The 15,737-nt window shown below is 68.9% G+C and carries 12 protein-coding genes; 4 read left to right on the top strand and 8 right to left on the bottom strand.

The genetic code is table 11. The features are described 5' to 3' along the window. Positions 1 to 62 precede the first annotated feature (62 nt). Complete coding sequence (locus AMK34_RS03380) at positions 63 to 524, top strand: tRNA (cytidine(34)-2'-O)-methyltransferase (RefSeq protein ID WP_073842830.1); 462 nt, start codon at positions 63 to 65, stop codon at positions 522 to 524. A gap of 353 nt (positions 525 to 877) precedes the next feature. On the opposite strand, the gene AMK34_RS03375 is transcribed toward AMK34_RS03380, so the two are convergent. The 6 genes from AMK34_RS03375 to AMK34_RS03350 all read right to left on the bottom strand — a co-directional run bounded on the left by AMK34_RS03375 (position 878) and on the right by AMK34_RS03350 (position 8,206). Further along, positions 878 to 1,858: a VWA domain-containing protein gene (locus AMK34_RS03375; RefSeq protein WP_016334115.1), complete on the bottom strand. Its 981-nt coding sequence runs from the start codon at positions 1,856 to 1,858 to the stop codon at positions 878 to 880. After that, positions 1,855 to 2,739, bottom strand: a complete 885-nt coding sequence (locus AMK34_RS03370; protein ID WP_225950060.1) for a DUF58 domain-containing protein — start codon at positions 2,737 to 2,739, stop codon at positions 1,855 to 1,857. The genes AMK34_RS03375 and AMK34_RS03370 overlap by 4 nt, the downstream gene beginning before the upstream one ends. A gap of 70 nt (positions 2,740 to 2,809) precedes the next feature. Next, positions 2,810 to 3,880: an AAA family ATPase gene (locus AMK34_RS03365; RefSeq protein WP_037305078.1), complete on the bottom strand. Its 1,071-nt coding sequence runs from the start codon at positions 3,878 to 3,880 to the stop codon at positions 2,810 to 2,812. A 92-nt stretch (positions 3,881 to 3,972) separates the two neighbouring features. Then, positions 3,973 to 6,267: a hypothetical protein gene (locus AMK34_RS03360; RefSeq protein WP_073842828.1), complete on the bottom strand. Its 2,295-nt coding sequence runs from the start codon at positions 6,265 to 6,267 to the stop codon at positions 3,973 to 3,975. Between the two features lie 44 nt (positions 6,268 to 6,311). Then, positions 6,312 to 6,854, bottom strand: a complete 543-nt coding sequence (mobA, locus tag AMK34_RS03355; RefSeq protein ID WP_073842826.1) for a molybdenum cofactor guanylyltransferase — start codon at positions 6,852 to 6,854, stop codon at positions 6,312 to 6,314. 2 nt (positions 6,855 to 6,856) lie between these two features. Further along, positions 6,857 to 8,206, bottom strand: coding sequence for an NlpC/P60 family protein (locus tag AMK34_RS03350; protein WP_038513988.1), 1,350 nt, complete (start codon positions 8,204 to 8,206; stop codon positions 6,857 to 6,859). 341 nt (positions 8,207 to 8,547) lie between these two features. Here AMK34_RS03350 and AMK34_RS03345 point away from each other — a divergent pair, with 341 nt between their 5' ends. After that, positions 8,548 to 11,355, top strand: a complete 2,808-nt coding sequence (locus AMK34_RS03345) for an aconitate hydratase (protein ID WP_038513991.1) — start codon at positions 8,548 to 8,550, stop codon at positions 11,353 to 11,355. A 75-nt stretch (positions 11,356 to 11,430) separates the two neighbouring features. Beyond that, complete coding sequence (locus tag AMK34_RS03340; RefSeq protein WP_073842824.1) at positions 11,431 to 12,234, top strand: alpha/beta fold hydrolase; 804 nt, start codon at positions 11,431 to 11,433, stop codon at positions 12,232 to 12,234. Between the two features lie 366 nt (positions 12,235 to 12,600). Here AMK34_RS03340 and AMK34_RS03335 read toward each other — a convergent pair whose 3' ends face one another. Both AMK34_RS03335 and AMK34_RS03330 read right to left on the bottom strand, forming a co-directional pair. Next, complete coding sequence (locus AMK34_RS03335; protein WP_016334107.1) at positions 12,601 to 13,071, bottom strand: MgtC/SapB family protein; 471 nt, start codon at positions 13,069 to 13,071, stop codon at positions 12,601 to 12,603. Positions 13,072 to 13,206: 135 nt separating this feature from the next. Next, a complete protein-coding gene (locus AMK34_RS03330) occupies positions 13,207 to 14,160 on the bottom strand; it encodes a LysR family transcriptional regulator (protein ID WP_038513996.1) in 954 nt (317 codons plus the stop codon). A 144-nt stretch (positions 14,161 to 14,304) separates the two neighbouring features. On the opposite strand from AMK34_RS03330, the gene AMK34_RS03325 reads away from it, so the two are divergent. After that, positions 14,305 to 15,726 carry an MFS transporter gene (locus tag AMK34_RS03325; protein ID WP_198941657.1) on the top strand — a complete coding sequence of 474 codons (1,422 nt, stop codon included), beginning with the start codon at positions 14,305 to 14,307 and terminating at the stop codon, positions 15,724 to 15,726. Positions 15,727 to 15,737: the final 11 nt, after the last annotated feature.

Here is a 15,737-nt window from a genome sequence, read left to right as displayed (position 1 = left end):
GCTTGATGGCCGCCCGGCCGCGCTCAGGCGAAGCGCCCGTGAACGAAAGACGATCAACCCTCGTGTTCCGCATCCTGTTCTACCGCCCCGAAATCCCGCCCAACACGGGTAACGCGATCCGCTTGACCGCGAACACCGGCTGCGAGCTCCATTTGGTGGAGCCGCTCGGTTTCACGCTGGAGGACAAGCAGTTACGGCGCGCCGGGCTCGACTACCACGACCTCGCGCGCGTCCACGTCCACGCGGATCTCGACGCGGCGTGGGCGGCGTTGTTACCCGCCCGGGTCTACGCGTTCAGCGCTTCGGCGACGCGGCTGCACACCGACGTCGCGTACGAGCCCGGTGACGTCTTGATGTTCGGGCCGGAGTCGGCGGGGCTGCCCGCCGAGGTCCAGGAGTCCCCGCAGGTGACGGACCGGGTGCGGCTGCCGATGCTGCCGTCGAGCCGGTCGCTGAACCTTTCGAACACCGCCGCTATCAGCGTGTACGAGGCTTGGCGGCAGAACGGCTTCGCGACCCCGTAGCCGCCCGGTCCCGAATGCTATGAAAGGTCCTTTCCTTGCAAATTTTGCAAGGAAAGGACCTTTCATAGCACGCTCGGGGGCCGAATCAGGCAACACATACGGGCCGCCGGGTGGCAAGTCGTGCTCGACGATGGCGCGTCGCCGAGCCGCCCGCCGACGGCGTAGTGAAGGCCTCCTTGCCTACCCTGAAGTAGCGAAGGAGGCCTTCACCACGCCGTCGGCATGGCAGTTGGCGAGCCTGTGATCAGTCCCCGAGCCGGACCGCGTTGCGAAAGCCACTTTCGCAACCTTCAACGTTGCGAAAGTGGCTTTCGCAACACCGGCTTCGGCCCGAACTCGGTCGAAAAGCCCATCTAGGGCAATCGCTGCCCCAGGAAGAGCGAAGCCGCGGCCCCGATCATCAGCACCAACGTCCCCAGGATGACCCAAGGACGACTCGCGTCGGCGTCCTTGAGTTCGTACCCGATCTGCTCGCCGAGGTCGTCGTACACGCGTTTCAGCTCGTCCGCGCTCGCCGCCTTGTAGAAGTCGCCGCCCGAAAGCCGCGCGATCTCCTCCAGCGATTCGTCGTCGACCTTCACGTCCTGCGGTTTGCCGTCGATGTCGACCGAACCGTGCGTGGTGCCGAACGAGATCGACGAGATCGGGACCTGAGCCTGCTTCGCCGCCTGAGCAGCCGTATAGCCGCCACGCGGGGCGTACAGGTCGTCCGGGACGGTCTGCTTGCCGTCACTCATCAGGACGATCCGGGCGGGCGGCGGGCCCTCCGCGCCACCGACGATCGCCGAGAAGCTCTCGATCGACTGCAACGCGGCGAAGATCCCTTCACCGGTGGCCGTCGACTGGGCCAGCTTCAGGTTGTCGATCGCCTTCACCACGCCACCGCGATCGGTGGTCGGCGCGACCAGCACGGTCGCCGTCCCCGCGAAGGAGATCAGCCCGAGGTTCACGCCGGGAGTCATGTTCTGCGCGAACGACCGCGCCGACTCCTGCGCCGCCTTCAGCCGGGTCGGGGCGACGTCGGTCGCCTCCATCGACAGCGAGGTGTCGATCACCAGCATCACGGTGGCCCGGTTGCGGGGCACCTTCTGCTCGGCCGTCGGACCGGCGAGCGCGACGGTGAGCACCAGCAGCGAGAGCACGATCAGGATGGCGGGAACGTGCCGCACCCATCCCTGGCTCTTCGGCGCGACCTTCTCCAGCAGTTCCAGGTTGGCGAACCGCATGGTGCGCTTGCGCCGCGCACGCTGGGACAGCACGTAGCCGACGGCCACCGCGGCGACCGCCAGCAGCAGCAGGAACCACCACGGCGACGCGAATCCGGTGAGGCTCACGCGACACCACCGGACCAGCGGCGCTTGCGGGCCACCACGAACCGGACCATGTCCGCGATCCAGTCCGAATCGGTGCGCAGCACCAGATGCGCGGCACCGGCCCGGCGCAGCGCGGCCGCGACCTCCTGCCGGTGTGCGTGCGCCGCGGCGCCGAATTCCTTGCGCAGCAAGGCCGAAGCGTGCACTTCGCGCTGTTTCCCTGTCTCCGGGTCGGCCAGCACGACGGTGCCCACGTCGGGCAGGTCGATGTCGCGCGGGTCGAGGACTTCGATGGCGATGAGGTCGTGGTGCCCGCCGAGCGCCCGCAACGGACGCTGCCATTCGGTGTCGCCGAGGAAGTCGGAGATCACGACGGCGAGCCCGCGACGACGCGGCGGACGGCGTAGTTTCTCCAGTGCCGCGGCGAGATCCCCGCGGACACCTTCCTCGGCACGCGGGGTCTCGGCGATCTTGCGGACCAGCCCCCGCGCGTGCGGGAGCCCGCCGCGCGCCGGGATACGCGTGATGCTGCCCGCCCCGTTGGAGACGAGCGCGCCGATCCGGTTGCCGCCACCGCCGGTCAGATGCGCGACCGCGGCCGTCGCGCAGACGACCAGGTCGCGTTTCTCGCACAGCGCCGTGCCGAAGTCGAGGCTCGCGGACACGTCCGCCACCAGCCACGTCTCCAGTTCGCGGTCGGCGACGGTCTCCCGGATATGCGGGCTCGTCGTGCGCGCGGTGACCGCCCAGTCCATCCGGCGGACGTCGTCACCGGGCTGGTACGGCCGGGCCTCCCCCGGTTCCGAACCGGGCCCCGGCACCAGGCCGAGATGGTTTCCCTGCAGCAGCCCGTCGAGACGGCGGCGCACGTCGAGTTCGAGCGTGCGCAGGCCCGCCTCCATCCGCTCCCCGCGGAGTACCGGCGGAGCCCAGGAAGGACGTTCGCCCTTCTCGTTCTTCACGCTCGATTCCTTACCTGACCGGTGCGCCGGCCGGGACCGGGCCGCCCTGCCCGGCGCCGCCCTGCGGTCGGGCCGAGACCTGCGGCAGTGGCACGGTCTGCAGCACCCGCGTGATGATGTGGTCGATGGGGACACCGTCGGCCAGCGCGTCGTAGGACAGCACGAGCCGGTGACGCAGCACGTCGGGAACGACGTCGACGACGTCCTGCGGCAGCACGTAGTCCCGCCCGCGGACCAGCGCAAGCGCGCGGGCCGCGGCGATGATGCCGAGGCTGGCACGCGGCGAGGCGCCGTAGGACACCCAGCCCGCGACGTCGGCGAGGCCGTGGTCGTTCGGCGTACGGGTGGTGAGCACGAGGCGCACGACGTAGTCGACGAGCGCGTGGTGCACGAAGACCTGCGAAGCGACGTTCTGCAGCCGCACCAGCTCCGCCGGGCTGAGCACCTCTTGCGGGGTGGGCGGGGTGACACCCATCCGGTAGATGATCTCGCGCTCTTCCTCGGCCGTCGGGTACTCGACGACGATCTTGAACAGGAAGCGGTCACGCTGCGCCTCGGGCAGCGGGTACACACCCTCGTTCTCGATCGGGTTCTGCGTGGCGAGCACGAGGAACGGGTCGGGCATCGGGAAGGTCTGGCCACCGATCGACACGTGCCGCTCGGCCATCACCTCCAGCATCGCCGACTGCACCTTGGCGGGCGCGCGGTTGATCTCGTCGGCGAGCACGAAGTTCGCCACCACCGGGCCGAGCTCGACGTCGAACCGCTCGGCGCCCTGCCGGTAGATCCGGGTGCCGAGGATGTCGGCGGGGACCAGGTCCGGGGTGAACTGCACGCGCGAGAACGAGCCGCCGACCACTCTCGCGAAGGTCTCGACGGCGAGGGTCTTCGCGACACCGGGCACACCTTCGAGCAGAAGGTGTCCCCTGGCCAGAAGGCCGACCAGCATCCGCTCGACCAGCCTGTCCTGGCCGACGATGATCCGCTTGACCTCGAACACGGTCCGCTCCAGCAACTGGGCGTCCCGCGCCGGCGTTCCGGGCTGCTGCTGCGCGCCGTCGGCGTAGCCGGGCTCGGTCACTCGTGCCTCCTGTGTTCCCCGCTTGCGTTCTTGCGTCCGGATGTGACCGTAGTGGTCGGTGACACAGCCGTTCGTGACGGTAGCCAACCCGATCAGCGGTATGACGGCTGTGAAGGGGCCTCGCCGCGGAACTTCACCAGGTCGTCCCACGCCTGTTTCGGATGCATCGCCATCCGCTGCCGGACGACGGCGAGCCGGTGCAGGCGGGGCGTCAGCCGGTCGCCGGTCAGCGTGTCGTCGAAGACCTCCAGCACGGTCGCGCAGAACAGCACGAAACAGCCGCTGTGCCAGCGCAGATCGCTGATCGCGGCGGCGCCGGTGTCGCCGTCGGCCACCAGTCGTTCGGCGATCGCGGCCAGCGCTGCCGGCTCCTCCGTGCCCGGGATGCCGAGCAGTTCGGTGGTCAGCGCGACCAGTTCCGGCGAGCGGTCCAAGGTGGCCGCGGTGGCGATGAAGGCGCGGGCCTTGCCCGCCAGTTCCCCGGTGACGAGGCTTCGGGCGACGACTTCCAGCGACGGCTGGTAGACCTCGTTCGCGAGATCGACCATCTCGGTGGCACAGCGTTTGAGGTCGCGGGGCAGGCCTCCCGACAGACAATGCGCCAGGTAGCAGAACTGCTCGGAGATCCCCCGCAACCGCAAGGCGATCCAGAGCCTGCTTTCGTCCAAAGTGAACGGTTCGAGCCGCACCATCTCCGAGAACGCGCTGTCGAAGGCGTCCCGGACGCCGAGCCCCCGCTGTTCGAAGCCGAGGACGGCGTCGTCCGAGACGGACACGAAGAACAGGCACCCCGGAACGTCGAAGACGCCCTTCACGTCGTTGATGAACTGGTGCGCCTTGTCGGGCTCGCCGATCTTGTCCAGTTCGTCGATCGCGATCACGACCCGGCCGGCGACCCGCTCCACGTCGAGCCGCCGAGCCGCCTCCTCGGCGAACTCGCGGAACTTGTCCACGACCTCCGGATGGGTGAGCTGCTGTTCGGCACGCTGCGTCGACCAGGTGCGGCCCGCTTCCCCCTTCAGCGGCATGCTGAGCTTCCCGGACCATCCGGTCGTGTAGGTCTGCAGGAACCGGATCCGGTCGAGTTGCTGTTCGGTGAGGCGGCGGAAGCCTGCCAGGCGGATGTCCCGGCGCCGCGCGATCAGCAACCGGGCGACCGCGACCCCGGCCGCCACCACGCCGAACACCGACCGCAGCAGGAACAGCGACACCACCCCGAGGGCGACGAGCTTCGCTGTGGACTGTCCCGTCCATACCTGTTGAGGCGTCACGCGCCCATTGACGACATCGAGGGCGAGCGTCCAGAGGTCTTGCCACGGCGTCCCGCCCCACAGCAGCCAGACGGTCGACGCCGCCACTCCCCAGAACACCAGGAACGCCAACGCCTTCCGGAATGAACGCCCGAGCATCCGCCGCCGACGGAGCCGGCCGGACACCGTTCGCGAGCCCTTCGAGATTTTCGCCAGCACCGCCTTGCAGAGCAACGCGTGCAGGTGCAGCACGAAGTCGCGGGCCTCGTACGCGGCGGGCGCGGAGGCGACCACGACCAGTGGCGCCGCCCGGTCCGACCGGCTCAGCAGGCCCTGTTCCAGCGAGCGGATCGACGTGGTCTTGCCGGTCCCCCGGTGCCCGGCGAGCGCGACGGCCACCGAATCCGCCCGATCGACGATCCGCCGCAGCCGTTTCACCGCGGCCGTCCGCACGAGCCCCGCTTCCAGCTCCGCCGAGGCGTCCGGCTCTTCGAAGACGAGCTCCAGGCCCGAGCGGATCCGCCGGTGATCCCGCAGATGGTCCCGGAGGGCGGGCAGGACGATCTCCCGCAGCGCGAACTCCCACCGGTCGCCCAAGCCGACCATCTCCGGATGCGCCCATTCCTCGGTGCGTTGCCAGCCCTCGGTGACGAAGAGCCCGGGGATCCGGCGGCCGATGACCAGGACGGCCATCCCGATCACGCCGCCGAGCCCCAGCACGCCGCCGAGCCCCAGCACGCCGACCAGCTGGAACGGCAACGGCATCGACGACCACGTCAGCTGCAGGATCCGGAGGTACCCGACGAGAAGCGCGCAGGTCACGAGCAACCAGCCCACCTCACGGACGGTCACCCGCCGGAAGGGAAGGCGCCGGGGCCGTTCGACGACCACGTCCGCCCGTTCCCGCTCCATCCGGATCCGCGCGAGCGCGGTGACGTCGCCGAGCACGGCCGTGCGGGCGTCTTCGGCGCGCAGCCCCTCCCTGCGAAGTCCCGAAGCGATCTCCGGTTCGGTGAGCGCTTCGTCGAGCACGGCCTCCAGCGCGAGCAGCGCGGACCACGTGTCGAAATCCTCGATGAATCCCTGGCCGTCGCGCAGGAGGTCCGACTCGTACTCGTCCGGATGCAGGTCGCTCACCGGCTTATGATGCCGAACCACCCGCCCGCGTTCCCCGGCTTCGGTCAGGAAAACCGGTCCAGATCCTCCGGCGTGTCGATGTCGGCGCTCTCCCCGGGCTCTTCGGGCACGTCGACGATCTCCAGCCCGCCCAACGTCCGGCGAAGCGACGCGTTCTCCACCGTTTCCGGCAGGGCGTCGCGCAAGGCCTCCGCACGCCAAGCGCCGAGCAGCCACTGCCGCTCGCCCGAGGCGTCGACCAGCACGGCCCCCGAAGCCCGGCCGAGCCCTGACAGCAATCGGTCCACAGTGGACTTCCGGACGCCGGCGAGATCACCGGCCAGCACCACGACGAGCTCCGTGCGCACCAACGCGAGCCCGGCCGCCAGCGCGGCCACCGGACCGGTTCCCGGTGACGATTCCCTGGTCCAGACGACGTCGCCGAATCCCGGCCGTTCCGGCCCGACGACGATCACCGGATCCGCGTCCGCGAGGGCCGTCAAAGCCCTGGCCAGCAACGGTTTCCCGCCGACGGGGAGCGCGGGTTTGTCCACACCGGACAGCCGACGCGCGGCGCCGCCCGCCAGCACGATCCCCGCGTAGGACACGCTTAGCCGATCAAGCGGGTCGCATACGGCATGATGCCGCCGTACCGCACCGGCGCGATCCGGACCCGCAGGCCCGACTGCGGCGCCTCGACCATCTGGCCGTTCCCCAGGTACATCGCTACGTGGTGGATGCCCCGCGCACTGCCGCCCCAGAAGAGCATGTCGCCGCGGCGCATCTGGGAGAGCGGCACCTTCCGCCCGGCGTTGTACTGGTAGCCGCTGTAGTGCGGAAGCGACTTCACCCCGGCGAACGCGTAGATCATCAGGCCCGAGCAGTCGAAGCCGATCTTGTTGTAGTCGCCGTAGCGGTCGGCCGTACCACCGTCGCGGATACCGCGGGTGGGGCCGGAGGTGTTGCCGCCACCCCACGCGTAGACCACTCCGAGCTGCGCGAGCGCCCGCCGGACGACGGCCTCGACGCTCGCCCCGGCCGGAGCCGACTGGACGGGCCTGCCGGACGGACGGCCACCGCCGCCCTGGCTGGGCCTTTCCGCGGCGAGAGCGGCCTGACGGGCGCGCTCCTCGTCCTCGCGGGCCTTCTGCGCCTTCCAGTCTTCATAGCGCTGCCGCTGGCCCTGCAGGCCGTTGACCTTCTGCTGCGCTTCGAAGAGCTGCTTCTCGACGCTGGCCTTGTCGGCTTCGAGTTTCTGGTTCTGCGTGGCCTGGGTGTCCTGGGCGTGCTGCGCGGCACTCTGCGCGTTGTCGGCCTCGTGCTTGGCCGCCTCGGCCGCGCGCTTGCGCTCCTGCGCGATCTCCAGCTTCTTGCGCGCGGTCGCGTCCTTGTTGGACTTGTCCGTCTGCGCGCGCTTCATCGCGTCGAGCGCGTTGAGCCTGCTGCCGCCGACCGCGTCGAGCATCTGGGCGCGGCCGAGGAGTTCCTTCGGGCTGTTGGCGGTCAGATACGCCGACACCGAGCCGATCGTGCTGCCCTGCTGGAAACTCGCGGCGGCGAATTTGTCGAGGTCGGCGCGGGCCTTGTCGATGGTCGCCTGCGCGGCGTCGGATTCGGTGCGCGCGGACCGCGCCTCGCGATCGGCCTGCGCGGCTTCGTCCTGCGCGGTCTCCGCGTCGACCCTGGCCTTGTTGGCCTCTTCCATCTTCAGCTCGACGTCGTCGTTGAGCTGCGCGAGCTTCGACTCGGCCTGGGCCAGCTGATTGGTGAGCCTGCCGACATCGCCCGCCTTGGCGTTGGCGTCGGCCTTGCTGGAGTTGATCTCGGAGTCGCTCGGATTCGGCGGAGGCGGCGGCACCGCAACGGCGGTACCCGTCACCCCGAGCAACAGGGCGATGCCGAGGGCGCCGATGGTCATGCCACGGCGGGCACCGGTCCCCGACCCGGCTTCACCACGCACGATCCACCCACCTCCTGATCTTGAACAATGAGCTCACTGTGCCACTGCCGTCACAGCATTACCAGAAGCACCACCAGGAACTTACACACCGTAGGCACCATTTCCCCTCAACGGGGGACGAACAGACGAACGTTTCGTCACTCGAACGGCCGCAGGTCGATGAGACCTTCGCGACCCGCGTGTCGGCTTGCCAGCCAAAAAGGACAGGCGTACTGTTTGAAGGGACGAACGAGGTGTGCCATCCCGGGTCCGGACCTACGGTGGGGGTGCGCAACACTCGCTCCGGGTCGGCCCGAACGACCTGGAGAACACACCGAACTGACCCGCCACTGGAGTTAGAAGTGACCGCACCCGCCAGCAAGGACAGCTTCGGCGCCAAAGACACGCTGAAGGTGGGCGACTCCTCCTACGAGGTTTTCCGCCTGAACAAGGTCGAGGGCTCCCAGCGCCTTCCCTACAGCTTGAAGATCCTGCTCGAGAACCTGCTGCGGACCGAGGACGGCGCGAACATCACCGCCGACCACATCCGCGCGCTCGGCAACTGGGACGCCAAGGCCGACCCGTCGATCGAAATCCAGTTCACGCCCGCCCGCGTGATCATGCAGGACTTCACCGGCGTGCCCTGTGTCGTCGACCTCGCCACCATGCGCGAGGCCGTCACCGACCTCGGCGGCGACCCGGACAAGGTCAACCCGCTCGCCCCCGCCGAACTGGTCATCGACCACTCCGTCATCATCGACGTCTTCGGCCGCGCCGACGCCTTCGAGCGCAACGTCGAGATCGAGTACGAGCGCAACCGCGAGCGCTACCAGTTCCTGCGCTGGGGCCAGGGCGCCTTCGACGAGTTCAAGGTCGTCCCGCCGGGCACCGGCATCGTGCACCAGGTCAACATCGAGCACCTCGCGCGCACGGTGATGGCCCGCAACGGCCAGGCGTACCCCGACTCCTGCGTCGGCACCGACTCGCACACCACCATGGTCAACGGCCTCGGCGTGCTGGGCTGGGGTGTCGGCGGCATCGAGGCCGAGGCCGCCATGCTGGGCCAGCCGGTCTCCATGCTCATCCCGCGCGTCGTGGGCTTCAAGCTCACCGGCGAGATCCCGACCGGCGTGACCGCCACCGACGTCGTGCTCACCATCACCGAGATGCTGCGCAAGCACGGCGTGGTCAGCAAGTTCGTCGAGTTCTACGGCGAGAGCGTCGGCGCGGTGCCGCTGGCGAACCGCGCCACCATCGGCAACATGAGCCCCGAGTTCGGCTCCACCGCGGCGATCTTCCCGATCGACGAGGAGACCGTCCGCTACCTCAAGCTCACCGGCCGCTCCGAGGAGCAGGTCGCACTCGTCGAGGCGTACGCCAAGGAGCAGGGCCTCTGGCACGACCCGTCGCACGAGCCGGAGTACTCCGAGTACCTCGAGCTGGACCTGTCGACGGTCGTCCCGTCGATCGCCGGCCCGAAGCGCCCGCAGGACCGCATCGAGCTCACCGACGCGAAGAACTCGTTCCGCAAGTCGATCCACGACTACGTGGGCGGCGAGCAGGTTCCGCACACCAACGTGGACGAGGCCGTCGAGGAGTCCTTCCCGGCCAGCGACCCGGCCGCCCTGTCCTTCAAGGACGAGGGCGCGGTCGACATCCAGTCGGCGGCGAACGGCCACAGCGGCCGCCCGACCAACCCGATCAAGGTCAGCACCTCGGACCGCGGCGAGTTCATCCTCGACCACGGCGCCGTGGTGATCGCCTCGATCACCTCGTGCACCAACACCTCCAACCCGTCGGTCATGCTCGGCGCGGCGCTGCTCGCGCGGAACGCGGTCGACAAGGGCCTCGCGGTCAAGCCGTGGGTCAAGACCTCCATGGCGCCGGGTTCGCAGGTCGTCACCGACTACTACGACAAGGCCGGTCTCTGGCCGTACCTGGAGAAGCTGGGCTACCACCTGGTCGGCTACGGCTGCACCACCTGCATCGGCAACTCCGGCCCGCTCTCGGACGAGATCTCCGCCGCGATCCAGGAGAACGACCTCACCGCGGTTTCGGTGCTCTCGGGCAACCGGAACTTCGAAGGCCGCATCAACCCCGACGTGAAGATGAACTACCTCGCGTCGCCGCCGCTGGTCATCGCGTACGCGCTCGCCGGCACGATGGACTTCGACTTCGAGGCCCAGCCGCTCGGCCAGGACTCGGACGGCAACGACGTCTTCCTGAAGGACATCTGGCCGTCGGCCAAGGAGATCCAGGAGACCATCGACTACGCGATCACGCAGGAGATGTTCACCAAGGACTACGCCGACGTCTTCGACGGTGGCGAGCGGTGGAAGTCGCTGCCGACTCCCGAGGGCAAGACCTTCGACTGGGACGCGGAGTCCACCTACGTCCGGAAGCCCCCGTACTTCGAGGGCATGCAGGCGGAGCCCGCCCCGGTCACCGACATCGCCGGCGCGCGCGTGCTGGCGAAGCTGGGCGACTCGGTCACCACCGACCACATCTCCCCCGCCGGCGCGATCAAGCCGGGCACCCCGGCCGCGCAGTACCTGACCGAGCACGGCGTGGAGAAGAAGGACTTCAACTCCTACGGCTCGCGTCGCGGTAACCACGAGGTCATGATCCGCGGCACCTTCGCGAACATCCGGCTGCGCAACCAGCTGCTGGACGACGTGCAGGGCGGCTACACCCGCGACTTCACCCAGGCCGACGCCCCGCAGGCGTTCATCTACGACGCGGCGCAGAACTACGCGGCGCAGGACATCCCGCTGGTCGTCCTGGGCGGCAAGGAGTACGGCTCCGGTTCGTCCCGCGACTGGGCGGCCAAGGGCACGAGCCTGCTGGGTGTGCGCGCGGTGATCACCGAGTCGTTCGAGCGCATCCACCGGTCGAACCTGATCGGCATGGGCGTCATCCCGCTGCAGTTCCCGGCGGGCGAGTCGGCCTCGTCGCTCGGCCTCGACGGCACCGAGACGTTCGACATCTCGGGCATCACGAAGCTGAACGACGGCGAGACCCCGCGCACGGTCCACGTCACCGCGACGAAGACCGACGGCACCAAGGTGGAGTTCGACGCGGACGTCCGCATCGACACCCCGGGTGAAGCGGACTACTACCGCAACGGCGGCATCCTGCAGTACGTCCTGCGGAAGATGACCCAGGCGTAAGCACCACACGCGAAGGCCCCTTTCCCCGCACTTTCGGGAAAGGGGCCTTCGTGCGTTCTTCGGTAGCGTGGACGTATGACCCACGGTCGAATCCCGGTCGAGAACGGCGAGCTCGCGTACGAGATCCGAGGCGAGGGTGATCCCGTCGTCCTGCTCCACGGCGGCATGCTCGACTCCCGGATGTGGGATGCCGAGATGAGCGAACTCAGCCGGCGTCACACCGCCATCCGGTACGACGCGCGCGGACATGGCGAGTCGTCCACGCCGGCGGAACGGTTCAGGCACTACGAGGATCTCCGCGCGCTGATGACCGCGCTGGACCTCCCCCGCGCGTCACTGGTCGGTTTGTCCGGCGGCGGGCGGATCGCGGTCGATTTCGCGCTGACGTATCCGGCGCTGGTCGAGAACCTCGTCCTGGTCGCGACCGGCCTCAGCGCGATGGTGACGAAGGATCCCTTCGTCCTGGAACAGAACAAGAAACTCGAAGAGGCGGGCGCCCGGGGCGATCTTCCCGCCGCCATCGAGTGCATCCTGCGCATGTGGGTGGACGGGCCCCGGCGCGCGCCCACGGAAGTCGATCAGCGGGTCCGGCTGCTGTGCCAGGAGATGTACACGCAGACGATCGTGCGCCACGGGCTCGCCGGCTTCACGCTGATGGACGAGCTACGGGCCATCGAGCGCATCGGCGAGCTGACCCCGCGCACCCTGACCTTGGTGGGGGATCTGGATTCCTCGGACATCATCGCCATCGCGGACCAGATCGCAAACGAGGCACGCGACGCCCGGAAACTGGTCGTCCCCGGGGTCGCGCACATGATCAATCTGGAGAAGCCCGGCGAGTTCTCCGGGATACTGCTGGACTTCCTGTCCTGCTCGTGAGTCGTCCGTCTGATCACATGTGTCGTCCCTGCAGTCACGCGAAACCGCCCGAACGTAGGTAGCTGAGACACGATTGGTTCTCTTGACTCGTACGGCGAAGATGGCGCCGTGATCGGCGGCGCTCCGGCGCCCCGATGCGCCCAATGTGGCATGGGAGACGGTGTGCGTCCCCAATGCCACATTGGGGACGCGCTCAAATCGCCAACACGGGGCCCAGCAAGACGCGAAGGGTCCCATCACCGCATAAGACGCAGCGAAAGCCCCCTTATACCCAGCTGACGAGCACGACCCACCCTGCCATGAAGGACTCCTTCACGGACCCGAACGGGGACCGACCACAGCGAGGTCCCGTGGGCGCCCTTCGTTCTAACCGTCCTTACCACTCACGAGGTCGTCTTCCCGCTGTTCCGGGCGGCGGTCGACGACGCGGCCGAGCGGGCGCAACAGCACGTTGACCCCGACGATCACCGCAGTCCCGGCGAGTGCGACGACGTAAAGTCCCGCTCCCGCAAGGGATCCGACGGCGGCCGAGCACCAGAGGGTGGCCGCGGTGTTGAGCCCGCGCACGTTCAGGCCGTCGCGCAGGATCACGCCGGCGCCGAGGAAACCGATACCGGAGACGATCTGGGCGGCGACCCGCGTCGGGTCGGCGTCACCGCTGGTGTTCAGCCCGCCGAAACCGTGGGCGGACAACAGGACGAACAGCGTCGCGCCGACGGCGACGAGGGCGTTGGTGCGGAGTCCGGCCATCCGGGCGCGATACTGGCGCTCGATACCGATGACGGCGCCGAGGCCGACGCCGGTGCCGACCCTGAGCAGCATTTCGAAGGTGTTCATGATTCCGGCTCTTTTCTGGCGTGCGTACACAAAGCCAGACAGGGAAAGGAGACCGGAGAAGGTCAGCGCACCGCGCACACGGGTGAACGGCGACCACGTCCGGTCGGTCCAGAACTGTCTTCCGGCATGTGCCGCTCACCTCGCTTTCGTACTCGATCGGTGTTGATCAACCTTCGGGACTCTACCACCGGACCGCCCGAGCGCGGCGTGGATCGTGTCACGCAGCCAGCGCTGGGCCGGATCGGCGTCGAGCCGCGCGTGCCAGAGCTGGCAGACCTCGATGCGTGGAAGCTCGGCGGGGATCGGGAACCAGCGGATGCCGAGTGACCGGCCGTAGTGCTCGGCGAGCCGCTGGGGCGCGAGCCCGATGTAGTCGCTCGACGCGACCAGGAACGCGGCGACCGCGGAGGTGGGGACGACCGCAGCGACCCGGCGCTGGAGGCCGGCCGCCTCGAGCACGTCGTCGAGCGGGCCTCTGCCCCGGCCTCGCCGTGACGCGGAAACGTGGGGATAGCGGCAAAGCTGCGCCAGCGTCGGACGCCGCACACCGCCGAGCGGGCCGTCCGCCCTGACGATCGCGACCACACGTTCGTGGTAGAGCAGCTCCGAGTGGATGTCGGGGGCCGTGATGTCACCCGCGCCGATGTCCAGATCCACCGAACCGTCTCGCAAGGCTTCGGTACTTTCGCTGCCTTCCGCGACGAAGCGCAGGACGACGCCCGGAGCGACGGCGGCGGTCGCCTCGACGGCCACCGTCGCCAGTGTCGCGGCGACGCCGTCGTTGATGCGGATGGTGAAAGTGCGTTCGAGGTCGCCGAGCGACAACTCGCGATCCGCGCTGATCAAGGCCGACGCCTCGTCGAGCAGCGATCGCACCCGCGGGGCCGTGCGGAGCGCGAACGGCGTCGGCACCATCCCGCGGCCGGCGCGCACGAGGATCGGATCCCCCATCGCGCGCCGCAACCGGCCCAGCGCCCGGCTCGCCGCCGGGATCGACAGATGCAGGCGTTCGGCGGCCGCCGTCACGCTGCCCTCCCGCAGCAAGGCGTCGAACACCCGCAAGAGGTTCAGGTCCAGCTGATCGGCCATAGTTGCATCGTACGCAACTCTCTATTGCCAATGTTGCGTGGCGCGAAGAATCCGCAGGCCCATAGCGTCGTGGACATGCCACTCCGACTTCAAATCCGCGACGCTGCCGAAACCGCGGCGGACCGACGCGGCCTGTTGACCGCCATGTGCGCCTGTGTCGTACTCGTCGTCGGGATGGTCGCCGCGATCAACCTCGCCGTCCCGATGCTCGCCGCGAGCGACCTCCACCCGTCCGCGTCGGCCTTGATCTGGATCGTCGACACCTACGTCATTTTCTTCGCCTGTCTGGTGATCCCCGGTGGAGCGGCGGGCGATCGCTTCGGCCGCAAGGGGGTCCTGCTCGCGGGCCTGGCGCTTTTCGCGCTCGGCGCGCTGCTGTCGGCGATCGCGCCGAACGTGCCCTTCCTGCTGGCGGGCCGGGCGATCACCGGGATCGGGGCCGCCGCGGTCCTGCCCAACACGCTCGCCGTCCTGCTGCACGCCATTCCCGCCGAGCGCAAGGGCGTGACCATCGCGACCTGGGCGTCGATGACCGGGATCGGCGGTGTGGTGGGGAATGTCGGCGGCGGTGCCGTACTGACGAGCGGCTCGTGGCGCTGGCTGTTCGCTGCCGCCGTCCCGCTCTCGCTGGCGCTCGCCGCGCTCGTCGCCCGGATCGCGCCGGTGTCGCCGCGGCACGAGCGGCCGCTCAGCCCGCTCGGCGCCGTCCTGCTCGTCGGCGCGTCGGTCGCGCTGCTGCTCGGCATCGTCGAAGGGCCTGAAGCAGGGTGGACCAGCCCGATCGTCTTGGCCGGATTCGCCGGTTCGGTCGTGCTGTTCGCCTTGTGGACGTTCGTGGAACTGAAGGCCGAGCACCCGTTGCTCGATCCCCGGTTGTTCCGGGTGCCCGCGCTGCGCAGTGCCTGTCTCGGCATGACCGCGATCTTCTTCGGGATGTTCGCGCTGTTCTACGTCAACGCGTCCTTCCTCCAGTACGGCAAGGGTTTCGGGGTGCTGCCGACCGGGCTCGGGATCATCCCGCTCACCGTCCCGGTCGTCCTCGGCGCGCGGCACGTGGGCAAGCTCGTCCAGCGCTTCGGAGTCGACGTCGTCGTCGCCATCGCGTTCCTCTTCTGCGGCTGCGGCCTCATCGGACTGTCCACAAGCGACACTTCGACGCCGTATCCGGTCTACGCTGCCTGGCTCGTGGTGACCGGGATCGGTGTCACGTTGGCCCTGCCGACGTTGTCCGCCGCGATCTCCGGTTCGCTGCCCCCGGCGCAGGCCGGTGTCGGCGCCGGGCTGCAGGCCACCACGCGCGAATTCGGCAGCGCGCTCGGTGTCGCGGTCATCGGCACCGTCCTCACCGGACGCTTCGTCGCGGCGCTGCCGGAAGACATCCGCGAGGCCCACGATCCGCACACCGTCGCGCAGGCGCTGGCCGTCGCCGCGCCCGGCCGTTCTCCCGAAGTGATCTCCGCGTTCGTCACCGGCGCGAGCACGGCACTCCGGGTGATCGGGGTCAGCGTGCTCGTCCTCGGGGCGCTCGTCGTCCTGCAATCACGGCTTTCCCGTAACACCAAGTAGAAGGAGCATTC

The sequence above is a fragment of the Amycolatopsis sp. CB00013 genome, from assembly GCF_001905755.1.
GTDB lineage: Bacteria > Actinomycetota > Actinomycetes > Mycobacteriales > Pseudonocardiaceae > Amycolatopsis > Amycolatopsis japonica.
Note: the sequence above shows the minus strand (reverse complement) of the source record. Positions and strands in the feature narration are given on the sequence as shown.